The sequence below is a fragment of the Candidatus Hydrogenedentota bacterium genome (assembly GCA_012523015.1).
Taxonomy (GTDB): Bacteria; Hydrogenedentota; Hydrogenedentia; order Hydrogenedentales; family CAITNO01; genus JAAYBJ01.
In genome coordinates, this window is record JAAYJI010000078.1 from 1 (window position 1) to 13,989 (window position 13,989).

Annotated in this window: 12 protein-coding genes; 5 read left to right on the plus strand and 7 right to left on the minus strand. The window is 48.8% G+C overall.

Going from position 1 to position 13,989, the window contains the following annotated elements; all coding sequences use genetic code 11:
* The 5 genes from GX117_03240 to GX117_03260 form a co-directional block, all read left to right on the plus strand.
* The coding region (locus tag GX117_03240) for an IS30 family transposase (GenBank protein NLO32359.1) at positions 1-247 on the plus strand (247 nt) is incomplete at its 5' end.
* A gap of 1,224 nt (positions 248-1,471) precedes the next feature.
* Complete coding sequence (locus GX117_03245) at positions 1,472-2,065, plus strand: hypothetical protein (protein NLO32360.1); 594 nt, start codon at positions 1,472-1,474, stop codon at positions 2,063-2,065.
* Positions 2,058-3,134: a hypothetical protein gene (locus GX117_03250; protein NLO32361.1), complete on the plus strand. Its 1,077-nt coding sequence runs from the start codon at positions 2,058-2,060 to the stop codon at positions 3,132-3,134. The genes GX117_03245 and GX117_03250 overlap by 8 nt, the downstream gene beginning before the upstream one ends.
* A 13-nt stretch (positions 3,135-3,147) precedes the next feature.
* Positions 3,148-4,611, plus strand: a complete 1,464-nt coding sequence (locus tag GX117_03255) for an alpha-L-fucosidase (GenBank protein NLO32362.1) — start codon at positions 3,148-3,150, stop codon at positions 4,609-4,611.
* 106 nt (positions 4,612-4,717) lie between these two features.
* Positions 4,718-5,461: a prolyl oligopeptidase family serine peptidase gene (locus GX117_03260; GenBank protein NLO32363.1), complete on the plus strand. Its 744-nt coding sequence runs from the start codon at positions 4,718-4,720 to the stop codon at positions 5,459-5,461.
* A 56-nt stretch (positions 5,462-5,517) separates the two neighbouring features.
* Here the strand turns inward: GX117_03260 and GX117_03265 are convergent, their stop codons facing one another.
* From GX117_03265 to GX117_03295, 7 genes are all read right to left on the minus strand, one after another.
* Complete coding sequence (locus tag GX117_03265) at positions 5,518-6,438, minus strand: bifunctional riboflavin kinase/FAD synthetase (GenBank protein NLO32364.1); 921 nt, start codon at positions 6,436-6,438, stop codon at positions 5,518-5,520.
* A 22-nt stretch (positions 6,439-6,460) separates the two neighbouring features.
* Positions 6,461-7,360: a tRNA pseudouridine(55) synthase TruB gene (gene truB / locus GX117_03270; GenBank protein NLO32365.1), complete on the minus strand. Its 900-nt coding sequence runs from the start codon at positions 7,358-7,360 to the stop codon at positions 6,461-6,463.
* A 57-nt stretch (positions 7,361-7,417) separates the two neighbouring features.
* Positions 7,418-8,758, minus strand: coding sequence for a 30S ribosome-binding factor RbfA (gene rbfA / locus GX117_03275; protein NLO32366.1), 1,341 nt, complete (start codon positions 8,756-8,758; stop codon positions 7,418-7,420).
* Positions 8,755-9,036 (minus strand): DUF503 domain-containing protein, encoded by a 282-nt coding sequence (locus GX117_03280; protein ID NLO32367.1) that lies wholly within the window; start codon positions 9,034-9,036, stop codon positions 8,755-8,757. The genes rbfA and GX117_03280 overlap by 4 nt, the downstream gene beginning before the upstream one ends.
* The gene (infB, locus tag GX117_03285; GenBank protein ID NLO32368.1) at positions 9,033-12,095 is read right to left on the minus strand and encodes a translation initiation factor IF-2; all 3,063 of its coding nucleotides are present in this window, start codon (positions 12,093-12,095) and stop codon (positions 9,033-9,035) included. Before infB ends, GX117_03280 begins: the two co-directional genes overlap by 4 nt.
* Before the next feature lie 88 nt (positions 12,096-12,183).
* Positions 12,184-13,329, minus strand: coding sequence for a transcription termination/antitermination protein NusA (gene nusA / locus GX117_03290; protein NLO32369.1), 1,146 nt, complete (start codon positions 13,327-13,329; stop codon positions 12,184-12,186).
* Between the two features lie 62 nt (positions 13,330-13,391).
* Positions 13,392-13,865, minus strand: a complete 474-nt coding sequence (locus GX117_03295; GenBank protein NLO32370.1) for a ribosome maturation factor RimP — start codon at positions 13,863-13,865, stop codon at positions 13,392-13,394.
* Between the last annotated feature and the right edge of the window lie 124 nt (positions 13,866-13,989).

Sequence of the window (13,989 nt, forward strand, 5' to 3'; positions counted from 1 at the left end):
AGAGATAGAACGTAAGAAGAAACTTGATCATCCTCCTCTTTTGCGCTATGTCATAAGCAAAAGTTATGAGTATTGGTCTCCCGAACAAATTAGCGGCCGCCTTCGTCTGGAATATGCAGGCGACCCCACAATGCAAGTGTCTCATGAAACCTTTTTTCTAGCAGCTTATACCGACAAGCGCTTTACCAATCTTTTTGTCACCCATTGGCGTCAAAGACGAAAGAAACGCAAAAAAGAGGGCTTTTAAGACAATACTTTCCTAAAAAGACTCGTTTTGATACAATTTTTGAAGAGCAGTTACAAAGGGCTGTTCAAGATTTAAATAATAGACCAAGGAAAACACTTAATTACAGAACTCCGGCTGAAGTCTTTTTTCAGGAAGGGGTTGCAATTCGAGTTTGAACCTGCGGATTATAGAGCGTCAAACTTTTCTTTCACAAGGCAATCGTACTGAATAGGTACTAAGAAAACTACAAACATCTTATTAATAAATCTTCATGTCAAAAAAAAAGCAATTCCTTAAAATCTGAGACTAAGATTCTACCAGCGCTGCTCAACCATCCCTTGACAAAAAAATGTCTGTAATGGTTACGATAAGAGGCTTTTTTTTAAATCACTGCATCGCAGCCATGCCTAAGTAAAAATAAAACAAGATTCTTATAAAACTGCATAATTCGAAGAGTAAAAATATTCGCTCACAAAAACGGGTATCAAAAATCCCACGGGCGCTGCGATAAGACTTGTTATCACGACACAATACCCGAAAACGTTTATCTATCTAAATGCTTTCAAGTAGGTTATGTTCTTTTCTAAAAAAATGCCATGTCCTTAGTCACTGTTTTTCTTTTCCCAAATATGCATTAGCATTGCCTTAAATGTGATCAAGATCACAATCAACTGTAACTACGGAAAAGGCTCTCTTTCGCATAAACTAAAATATTTTTGTAAAATGGGAACTTTTTCCCTCCTTAAGGAATATACCTTTCTGAAAGTTGTTTGTACCAGTAGGGCGATAACATCGACCCTGATCTTGGTTTTAACCTGAATCAATGGCAAAGCACTACTTTATAACGTAAATTTGAATCTTTGTGGTCTCAACAAGTAAACTATCAATATCCCTAACAAAATATTAATATTTTCTTGTTACACTTAGTCAACCTTTTGAAATTCCCATACGTTTCTATAAACGAAAGTGACACACACAACACTATTCAACAGACCCATTCCTCGCAAGAGCGCGGACCGTGCCTCCTTCCCTCCCCCGCCATACGGTCCGCGCCAATTTTTTTTGCTTCCTCCCTACCTAAACCCCTACAATCTCTTTTGTTCCATTACATGAAGAAGAGTGCCTGCTCATTGAAAAGATACCCCGCCTTAGCGCATAAAAAGGCGGTCGATGCCACCATCGGTGCGAATATTTTTTAAAAGCCCGCGGCAGCCCTCTTCAAAAAGCCTGAAAAAGGATGTTGTTATGAGCACTGACTTGGGATATACCGACTATCGGGAAGTACTAGCCTTGCCGGAACGATACAAACCGGCAGATGTAATACGCAATTACAAAAAAAGCATCAAACAATTGCGCATTGAAATTAGCGAAAACGAACAGGCCGATGATTTGCGAGATCATTATCTGTTGTTAATCGCACAATTAAATGTGGCGTTCTACATTTTGCGCGACCGGCAGCGAGGCGAAGAATATCTACAACAACGGGAAGAACTTATTGCGCTGGAAGAAACTTGGCGGAGTGTGGCGGCAACGGGAAGCATGGAAGAACAAGACCGCGCACGCCGAAGCTATGACCAATCGCTGCGTAATTTTTTAGCCAAATACATGGAAGAATATTTGCTGGAAGCAGGACGCGATCCCGATTGTATGGAGCACAGTGGCTGGAATTCCGTTTATGAGCGCCTCGCAGGTCGGGTTTTCCGGCAGTATCGCCAGCAGCGTTACCACGAAATTCATGAACGGCTGCCCTATTTCGAAGTATCCACACCAACTATAGACTGGGAACAACGCGCCGATTTTGTGGCGACTCTGTTGGAAGGAATCACGGACGATGAGTGAAACACAAGCAGTAGATTCTGCAGAATATGATGCACAAATAGAAGAATGCCTTGCTTATGCAGTGGCTGAAGGTGATATTGTAAATTTCCGACTTCTATTCATGCCGGCATCCCCCTTTCGTGAGGATTCCCCTGAAGATGCCTCCACCTCAAAATATGACTATTTGTTTCCGGAGAATAAAGACAGCGAAATCTATCAACGCGCCTTGGCTCTTGTACAAGAGAACGAAATCATTTCCTTTGTACATGAACAATTAAAACGAAAAGGGCCGCCGCAGCTGCCCTGGCAATTGGTCCTAATGCTGGGGGATAACGCCCTGCGCTTAGGAAAATATACTGCTGCTGCCCAGGCCTATGAATTGCTCCGTGTACGACGACGTATTCAGGAACTCTTCATGGATCAAGGCGATGACTGCCTTAAAAAAGGGAACAGCGCTGGCGCCGTACAAGGCTATCTTATCGCCTTGGGCTTACAATATGATTACAGTGCTTTTCCCGAACCCTTGCCCGCAGTACCGGATTATCACGAACGCGCCCCCGCCTTGCACAGTGTCTATCCCATTGACTCGAAACAAATTCTCGCCTTGCAGGAAGACAGTACCCTCTGCAAAGTTGCCTATAACTACCTCTTTCCTTATGCGGAATTTACCGGTCGCTTAGATGCGCTGAGCTTAGAGGAACGGGTCGCTTTTACGGCAGCCTTGATACGCGGACTCGACCCTGATTGGGACAGCTTCGCCGCCCTATACCGAAACTGCTTGGAACAAAGTGACAAACAGCGCAGCGCCTTTGAAAAGATCAATGCCTATTCTATGGAAGTAATTGATATGCTCCGCGACGATCCCTTTGATACGGAGACCCTTGCAGAATTGAAAGCGATTCCGCAACGGCTCGCCGAAACCGACACGCCAGATCAAGAGTGGTGGCACTATGTGAAAATAATGGCAACACACCATCCGGGATCCGCGCTCTTCATCGCAAGGCAGCGCCTTACTGCCACCCATGAAATTGTGATACCCCGTGTCAATGCTCATTCGGAACTGGCGAAAGCACTGGGATTGATTATCTGACAGGAAAAACAACATGCCCCTATTCCAACTTCTTCTCGTCGTGATGAGTACTGCAATGACCGGCGTTGTGGAAGCGCCGCAGCCTTATGGTGTAGTACCCAATGAAAGTCAGCTGCAATGGCATGAACTGGAATTTTACGGATTCATCCATTTTACGATCAACACCTTTACAAACAAGGAATGGGGCTATGGCGATGAATCGCCCTCGCTCTTTAATCCCTCCGACTTTGACGCCGATCAAATTGTTGGTGTCGCTCAAGACGCAGGGATGACCGGGCTCATCCTCACCTGTAAACATCATGACGGATTCTGCCTTTGGCCCTCGAAATATACCGACCATTCCGTTGCAGCCAGTCCGTGGCGCGAGGGGAAGGGCGATATGGTTCGAGAATTTTCAGAGGCATGCCGCAAAAAAGGGCTCCGCTTTGGCGTCTACCTTTCCCCGTGGGATCGCAACCACGCCGATTATGGACGTGATGCCTACGTGACCTATTACAGAAATCAGTTGCGCGAATTGTTAACCGAATACGGTCCTATTTTTGAGGTCTGGTTTGACGGCGCTAACGGCGGCGACGGTTGGTACGGCGGCGCAAAAGAAAAACGAACCATCGACCGAAGCAGCTATTATAATTGGCCGGAAACCTGGCAAATCGTACGAGAACCCCAACCCACGGCGCAGCTCTTCTCTGACGTAGGCCCCGATATCCGATGGGTAGGCAATGAGTCCGGCTATGCGGGAGATCCCTGTTGGGCGACCTATACGCCGGAAGGATACAAGGGCTTGCCGCCCAGTCCGGGACAAACGAATTCTAAAGCAGGCGAAGAAGGAACCCGTAATGGAGACTATTGGATGCCTGCGGAAGTGGATGTTTCTATTCGACCGGGATGGTTTTATCACCGTTGGGAAGACCGAAAAGTGCGCAGTCTCGACAACCGACAACAAATCTATTTTCAATCCGTCGGGCGCGGCGCTTCCCTGCTATTAAACCTACCGCCTGACCGACGAGGCCGCATTCATGAAAAGGATACGGATGTATTACACGCTTTCGGCAAATGGTATCGCGCCCTTTATGCCTCAAATCTGATTGACGGCGCGGACATCTCCGCATCCAATGTACGGGGTAATGATGCGCGCTTCGAAGCCGCAGCTGTGGGTGACCCTGATCGAAATCGCTATTGGTCTACCGATGATGACGTAACAACGGCAACCCTTCATCTTAGCTGGCGAGACGCCATCACCTTTAATGTAGTCAGTCTCCGCGAATATTTGCCCCTTGGCTTGCGCGTGGATCATTGGGTCTTGGAGTATCAAGATGGCGGAGCGTGGAGGGAATTCGCACAAGGCGTTGGTATCGGTAACCGTCGCTTATGGCGAGGATCAGCCATTACCACCACGGCAATACGGCTGCGCATCGAAGACGCGTCTGCCTGCCCTGCTATTTCAGAAATTAGTTTACATCGGGACAATTTTGAATAAAGGGCCGCACTTACTTTATAACACCGGGAAATACTTTAAACTGAAAACAGGATTACGTTGACGTCATACCTTCAACAGAAATAGAGGAATCACTATGAAATATGCCATGACACCGGTTTTTATTGTAGCGCTTCTCTGCGCCGCGGGCTGCGGCGCCCTTTCCACCAAAACGACCGACTCCCTTCAGACATCGGAACACTTTACAAAGGAAATTAAATCTACGGTGGAAACAAATTATTTGCTTTTTCTCCCCGAAAATTATGACCAAACACAGCAACAATGGCCGCTCCTGCTTTTCCTCCATGGCGCGGGAGAACGAGGCGACGATCTGAGCAAGGTAGAAGTACACGGACCGCCTCGGCTTATCGCAGATGGGAAAAAAGATTTCCCTTTTATTGTTGTGTCCCCCCAATGCCCGAAAGATGCATGGTGGAGTGATGGCCCGCAAATTGACGCCTTGGACGCACTCCTAAGCCATCTCATCAAAACATATCGTATTGATGAAAATCGCATTTACGCCACAGGGCTCAGCATGGGCGGCTTCGGTACCTGGCGCCTCGCTTGCGAATATCCCGATCGTTTTGCCGCCATTGTTCCCATCTGCGGAAGCGGAGAACCCTATCGTGCCCATAAGATCCGACACCTTCCGGTCTGGGTATTTCATGGCGCAAAAGATGATGTGATTCCTATTCAGTCATCGCAAATGATGGTAGATGCCCTGAAGAAAGCGGAAGGTAACGTGGAATTCACCATATACCCGGAAGCAGGTCATGACGCTTGGACGGAGACCTATAACAACGCTGCCCTCTATGAATGGCTCCTCCAACAAAGACGCTCGCTAAATAAATAGACCAACATAGGGATAGAGAAAGGACCTGGCTTCCCACGCAGTGACGCGACCAATCCTCACCATTCCATGGCACGGACCATAGCGACATCTTTGCCAATCGCTTCCACTAAGGCTTCCCGGGAAGGAAATTTCTTTTCGGGCCGCAGCCGTTTGTGAAAAATAATTTCAAGATCTGCGCCCACCAAATTCTCTTCAAAGTCCAGCAGATGCGCCTCTACCAAAGGTCTGCTGCCCCGTATCGTAGGAGCAATACCGATATTGACGGCTGCTTTACGATGAGTACCCTTCACATAGGCTTCCGAGGCATACACCCCATGGGCAGGGATACAGGCGGCACCAATATCTATATTCGCAGTCGGGAAACCCAAGGTGCTGCCGATGCCTTGACCTGAAATCACGGTCCCATGGAGACTGTAGCTGCGCCCAAGATAAACGTCAATGGCTTCCACTTCTCCCAGCGCGACGCGTTCCCGAATTAAGGTGCTGCTCACCCGTTCCCCATTAATAATGAGCGGGGGCACTTGAGCCAGTTGAAAACCATGCTCCTGCGCGGCCTGTTTCAGATCGTTGTAATTCCCCTGTGCCTGATAACCAAAGGTAAAATCATGTCCGATTACAATAGCTTTTGCTTGACACCGCTCGACTAGAATCTTTTCTATGAAGTCTTGAGGAGACATGGTCACTGTTTCTTCGTCGAAAGGAAGGATGTAAAGAACGGCCACGCCTAAGGCTTCTAAAAGCCGCGCCTTTTGCGGGAGATCAGTCAAGATATACGACGCCTGCCCGGAGGAAAAGTAGTGGCGCGGATTGGGTTCCATGACCATGACAGCAGCAGTGCCCTTCCTGTCATCTGCATGTTCCATAAGTGTTTGGATAATTTTCTGATGTCCGCGGTGGACACCGTCAAAACATCCAATAGTCAACACCACGTCTTCAAAAGATCGTTCTGTTCTTCTGACATCTTCAATAATTTCCACTGAAAGTCCTCCCGAAACGAGATCAGGATGTAAAAACGCATTTAGGCTGCAAACGAAATCCGGCGGCTGAAGGGATCGGCACCGCCAAGGCAATCAGTTTACCCTCAGCATCTTTTAGCTGGATGAGATCGGAGGATGCGCCGCCGCTTTCCGGCAAGTTCAGCCCGGAAATGGCATTGCCTTCCGCGAGCATTTGCTTCTGCATCTCATTCACAACAACTGACGGAAAATCCAATACCTCTCCCATAGGAATGGCACGCTGCAGCACCGCCTCCTTGGAATCCAAGGCATCCAGCGTGGCGGCATCCTCCAGTCTGAATTTTCCTACCCGAGTACGCCGCAGCTTCGCCAGCAACGAACCGCAGCCAAGCTGTTGCCCCACATCATGACATAAGGTGCGCACATAGACGCCGCTGGAACAGCGCACAACAAGTTCCGCATCCGGCGCATTCCATTGGGTAATACGAAATTCCTCGACAGTCACCGACCGCGGCGGGCGATCGATTTCTTTTCCCGCCCGCGCAAGTTTATAAAGCCGTTTTCCCCCAATTTTAACAGCACTGACCATAGGCGGCACTTGCTGTATATTTCCTGTAAAATGCTTGCAAGCCTCTTGAATATCATCCAAGCTAAGATTGGGATCTACGGGCACAGTCGCCGTGATCTCTCCTTCCAGATCGTGTGATGCCGAAGTCAAGCCCAACCGCATGGCGCCTTCATATTCCTTGTCTAGAGCTGTCAAGTATTGCGATAGGCGCGTGGCTTGCCCGATACACATGACCAACAATCCTGTTGCTAAGGGATCCAAAGTGCCGGCATGCCCTATTTTGCGTATACCTGTCACCTTACGAAGCACATCCACCACATCGTGGGATGTTATTTTGGAAGGTTTATCGACAAGAAGAAGGGCATTCAATTGCATAGCTGTGGCACTCCGGCATTTCTATAGGGCTGGTCTATGGTCGGGAAATAAGCTTCGTTATTGTTGAAATTGTTCATGGTGAGCAAGAGCCGACAAGATTTCGTCGCGCGCCTCCTCCATGGACATCTCCAAGGTTGCTCCCGCAGCACAGGCATGACCGCCGCCTCCAAAGGAACGTAAGAAAGCGGCACTATCAAAAGAATTATTCGAACGAAAACTAACGCTAATTTTTCCCGGATAAAAACTCTTAAAGAAAATGGCAACTTGAACCTTGTTGATGCTTTGCCAAATATTGATCAGATTTTCCGTATCTTCCCGGCGTGCACCAAGCTGCTCCAAGTCGGCGTTATCAATCCAAGAAAGGGCTACCGAGCCGTTGAAGTGCAATTCCACACGGGAAAGAACGTGGCGCATCACTTCAAAATGTTGGCCGCTCATATTACTGAAGAGTTGTTGGTTTAATCGTCCAACATCAATGCCACTTTCTATGAGCTCCGCTGCGAGACGATGGGTTTGGGAGGTCGTATTGGAAAAACGAAAACATCCAGTATCCGTTGCCACAGCCGTATAGATGCAGGCGGCGGACTCAGGCGTCCAAGGCACCTCCGCCTCTTCATATAAGGCGGCGATCAATTCTCCCGCCGCAGCGTATTCAATGTCAATGATACCGGAAGTACCCGGCTCACCGTCTTCTCTATGATGATCGAAAATCAAGATTTGCTTCCCGGCGGGGATGTGATCCGCTAAGGCGCCAATACGCGATAACTGTCCGCAATCCACCAAAATGGCGACATCGTATTCCTCGGGCGCAACATCGGCATTCACGATGCTTTTCACACCGGGCAGCTCGCTAAAGGAATCCGGCACTTTTCCATCAAGGGCACAGACAATTTCAGTGACCCCAAAATGCTGCAAGAGCAAACGGAGTGCCAGCATACTGCCGATAGCGTCCCCATCAGGATTTACATGAGAAACAATATAGAATCGGGTACCGGTGCGCAGCGCAGCAACAGCTTCTTCCAAAGAAAGCTTGAGCATGGGCTGTTGTCGTTGTTCGGCATGAATCTCTTCAAAGACATCTTCAAGGTGATACACCTTATCCAAGGTATCATCAGAAAAGAAGCGGATCTCAGGCAAAACGCGCATGTGCAAAAACTTGCCTACCTCATGACGAATCCAGCCCGCTGAGTTCTGTAATCCCACTAAAGAGCTTTTACGCTCAGACTCGGAACCGAAGAGACTCACGTAAACATTCGCATAGCGCAGGTCGGCTGACATGCGCACGTCCATAATCGACACAAATCCAATACGCGGATCTTTTAAGCCTTTCGTGATCAGCTTTGCGATTTCCTCTTTAATGAGGGTTCCAACACGAAGGGTTCTGCCTTTTGCTTTCATAACAATTCCATCCTATAATCAACTAAAACCACTGCAGCACTCATCTCCACATAAGTAACAACAGTATTGAGTTGACTATTCACATGCCGGGAATCTCCACCCACGATACAGACAGCCAAACTGCTGCGTTGCCATAAATCCTGACCGCCTGTTTCTGCCACAGAACAGTTAAACTTGTTGTGCAGCCGATCTTTAAGACTTTTGATGAGACGCCGCTTGTCTTTAAGCGAACGCGCCTCAGGCAAGAGCAGTTCCATCTGCAACAACCCTATGGTCACGCGCTTCCCTGTTCCAGTGTCTTGGCGATAGATTCAATCTTGAACGATTCAATAACATCACCTTCGCGAATATCATCAAAACGCTCCAATTTGATACCGCATTCAAAGCCGGCACTTACGGAACGTACATCGTCTTTCATGCGGCGAAGCGAATTGATATGTCCTTCATAGACAATCACCCCATCACGTACCAATCGCGCTTGGGAACCGCGCGTAGTCTCTCCATCGGTCTGGTAGCAGCCTGCAATATTGCCGAGGGCAGAAGATTTGAATACTTCCCGGACTTCCGCATGGCCCGTTACCACTTCACGGGATTCAGGCGTTAACATGCCTTCCAGTGCGCTGCGAACATCGTCCAACGCCTCATAAATAACGCGATAGCTCCGTATTTCGACACCGGATTGTTCCGCCATTTTTTTGACTTTGGCATTCGCTGTGACATGGAATCCGATGATGACCGCATCACTGGTTTCCGCCAACAACACATCCGATTCACTGACACCGCCGACGCCTGCATGAACAACACAAACGCTCACTTCTTCATTACCCAATTTTGAAAAACTGGATTGGAGCACATCGACAGAGCCCTGCACGTCGGCTTTAATAATGATAGGCAAGGTCTTTTGTTCTTGACCTGAGAAACGCGCGTGAAAATCTTCTAAAGACATGTGACGGATCACAGGTCCGCGCTTAATCCGGGCGCGCGCCTCGCGTTTCTCGGCAATGCCTCGGGCAATACGCTCTTCTTGGGCAACAATGAAAACGTCTCCCGCTTCGGCAGGTTGATTAAATCCGGTCACGATTACAGGCATGGCGGGACCCGCTTCTTGCAGGGATTTGCCGCGGCAATCGGTGATGGAACGGACATGGCCAAAGCTTTGACCTGCCAAAAACGCATCGCCGACCCGTAAGGTACCGCTCTGAATGAGTACCCAAGCAACAGGCCCCAGTCCGGTAGTCAGTTCCGCTTCAATCACAGTACCCCGCGCTCTCTTATCCGGGTTCGCCTTCAATTCGAGCAGCTCAGCCTGTAATATGAGCATTTCCATAAGTTCTTCAACGCCATCATTCATTTTGGCGCTGATATTTTTCATAATGGTCTTGCCGCCCCAAGCTTCATCAAGCAAGCCATATTGGGTTAATTCCTGTCGCACCCGATCGGGCTGCGCATTGGCAAGATCACATTTATTGATAGCAACCACAATGGGTACTTCGGAAGCACGGGCGTGATTGATCGCTTCAATGGTTTGCGGTTTAACACCGTCATTGGCAGCAACCACCAAGATCACGATATCGGTAACATGGGCGCCCCGTGCACGCATTTGCGCAAAGGCTTCATGACCCGGCGTATCCAAGAAGGTGATACGGCCGCCGTTCACGTCGATATCATAAGCAGCAATATGCTGCGTGATACCGCCTGCTTCGCCTTCGACGACCCTCGTCGTACGAATCGCATCGAGCAAAGAGGTCTTCCCATGATCCACGTGTCCCATGACCGTCACCACGGGCGGTCTCAGCACCATGGATTCCGGAGGATCGAGTTCTTCAGCGCAGAGATCCTCCTCTTCAGGAATGACTACATTCACCGTACTATTGAATTTTTCAGCAACGCGCCGGACAGAATCCATATCCAGTTGCTGGTTCTTGGTCGCCATGATATCTTCATCCATAAGCGCTAAGATTACCTCGCTTACCGACACATCCATGAGCGTAGCCAAGCTCTCAACAGTCACCATCTCATCTACGTCAATGGTACCGCTGAACACTTTATCTGTCGTATCTATCTCCTGATCCTCACGTCTTTTTCTGCGACGCTTTTTCGTTCCGAAAACGGAACCCGCTTGAAATTCCTTCACTGCTGCCGCCGCCTCACGGCGCATATTTTCTTCACGGATACGAGAACGTTCCGCCCGTTTTATAGATTTTTTACTGCCCTTAGCATCCGTATCGCCCGCACGTCGAACCGGTTTTCCTTTAGCCACTTCACCTTCAAGCACCGGGTCGGTGGCAATCAAGGGGGTAGTCAACGGTCCGCTTTCTTTCGCTTTGGGTCCACGCCGCTGCGCACGCTTCTTCTCTTCTTCAAGCTTACGTTTGCGTTCTTCATCGCGCCGAATAACGGCCGCTACGATCTCCGGGTCTGCCCGAACATCAGATAATTGTGCGCCTCGCAATTCCTTTTGTGCTTTCTGTTTTTGTTCGCGTTCCGCACGTTGCAATACTTCCGCTTCGTGGCGACGTTCGGCTTGTGCCAATACACCCGTTGATTCAACCGCCCCTGCTTCCGTATCGGCATCGGCTAGAGAGTCTTTTTGACTCGATTCCGCATAAAGCGATTCTTCCGATTCCGGCAATATTTCTGCTATAGGTTTGGCAGCCGCTTCGCTATCCGCCGTTTCTTCATCTACAGTTTCCGACGGCGTTTCCGCTTCCGGCTCTACTTCAGGTTCTGCTACAGGTTGAGACACCTGTTCCTCTTCTTGCGGTGCTTCTTCTTCAAGAAGCTCTTCCGCCGTTTCTTCTGCCTCTGTCACTGCCGGCTCTTCCGGAAGAGTCTTCACAATTTCAGAGATCGGCTCCTCTTCGATGATCTCCGCCTCTACGATCTCGGCCTCTTCAACAATCTCATCAACAATAACCGCTTCTTTTTTCGCTGCCGCCTTCGGCTTCGCTTTGGCTTTCGGTTTCGCCGCCGCTTTGGCTTTTGGAGTCGCTTTAGCCTTGGCTTTTGCCGCAGTCTTTGCTTTTGGTTTGGCTTTCGGCTTTGCCGCCGCTTTTTTCGCTGCTGCCTTCTTGGCGGCCGCCGCTTTCTTTGCCGCTTCCTTCTTCGCTTCCTTTTCTTTTTTCTCTTGTTCCTTTTTCTGAGCGAGTTGATATTTTTCAACCTTCTTATCCAGCTCAGCGGGATCTTCGTCGATATCAAGCAAACAGTCTACCATGTCATCAGAAATTGGCGAATCAATGCCTTCCACAACATGGCCGAGTTTTCGAAGGGCTTCAAGCGCTTCCAAATCGGTAATGTTGTCAAATCTTTCCGCCAAACCGGTAATGGTTTGCATATAATCTAGACCTCCTGAAACGTTACATTATCGGTCCATGGTTACTTTTCAATCGACGATTTTGGACGATAATTCTTGCTTAACTCTATTAGTCGGCGGGCTGCTCTTCAGCGTCTTGAGAAAGATGCTCCCCGGTATCTTCGACGGGCTCCACTTCTTCAGAAGCTTGAGCGGTATCGCTTTGTTCCGGAACGGATTCTTCCACAGCGGTATCTTCGTCACCTTCGTCGGAAAGGTCTTCGTCCTCTTCAGAGTGCTCCTCGTCACTGCCGCGAATGTCTATGTTCCAGCCAACAAGTTGTGAAGCCAACCGTGCATTTTGCCCACGCTTACCAATGGCAAGCGACAATTGATCTTGGGGCACTTGCACGTGAATGCGCTTCATTTCTTCATTTAGTTCTATTTTAACGATATCCACCGGATTGAGTGCATGAACACAGAGTTCTTGAGGATTTTCGCTCCAACGGATAATATCGATTTTTTCACCATACAATTCATCAACCACAGCGCGGACACGAGTACCTTTAAGCCCTACACAGGCGCCCACCGCGTCCACATGGGGATCCAAGGATACAACGGCGACTTTGGTGCGGCTGCCCGCATCCCGAGCGATGGATTTGATCATGACCGTACCGTCGTAAATTTCGGGAACTTCCATTTCAAAAAGAACACGAACCAATTCAGGCGACGTACGCGATAAAATAACTTTCGTGTTATGGGGCGCGCGATTCACTTCAATAACTATGGCCCGTATTCGGTCACCGATTTTATATTTTTCACGGGGTGATTGTTCGCGCATGGGAAGCAGCGCCTCAACCTGACCAATACTCACCAGCAGACCGCTGGACACCATACGCTTCACCGCGCCGGTAACCACATCGCCTTCCCGTTGTTTAAATTCTTCAAAAATACGCTCGCGCTCGGCTTCTTTAATTTTTTGGGCAATCACTTGACGCGCAGTTTGTGCCGCAATACGGCCAAATTCGGCTGGCGTCGCCGGCACTTTGAGACGGTTGCCTACGACCACTTCCGGATTCAGTTTAAGAGCATCTTCTAACAAAATCTCCGAGGTCGGATCTTGAATGGTCTCGGTGACCAATCTGATTTCATAGACATTAATGGCAAGGGTCTTCGGATCAATATCAACGGATACATACGCCACGCGATTTAACGCTTTGCGCGCAGCAGTCTCGATAGCGCTTCGAATCGCTTCAAGAAGTGTATGACGATCCATACTCTTTTCGGACTCAAGTTGCTGCAGTATCAATTTAAGATTGTCTGACAAGGCGATCTCCTTTAACCAGAACTCATCGGTCGATCCAGTCTTGCTTTCTTGATATTGTTCAAATGCAAGGTAACGTTGGCACTTCCCAAATCCAAGTGGATCGTATCGGTTCCAACTTCTGTTAAAACTCCTTTAAACCGGCGCCGTCCTTCCACAGGAGTTATGACAGTAACCTCTACCGTACTGTCTGTATAGCGTTTAAAATGGTCTAGCTTTCGTATGGGTCGATTCAAGCCGGGCGAGGAAAGTTCAAGGAAATAATCTTCCGGCATGAACTCCAAATTGTCCAATAAAGGACTCAACATGCGGCTCGCCTTGGTACAGTCATCAAGCGATATTGACGAGCTCACATTATCAATAAAGACACGCAATAAGAGCGAACTTCCCTGTTTGCCGATTTCCAGCTCGACCAACTCATAACCCAACAGTTGGAGATCTGTCTCCACGACGGGCCAAAGTTGGCGTACCAGCGAGTTCGCGTCCATTTTTGCCTTTCCGAGCGGGCTCCGTTTAAAACAACAAAAAAAGTGGGCATAAACCCACTTTACTTCGGCTATTATTATGCGTCGGTCATTATATCATAGACCTAAATCCAGACGCAACCGACCT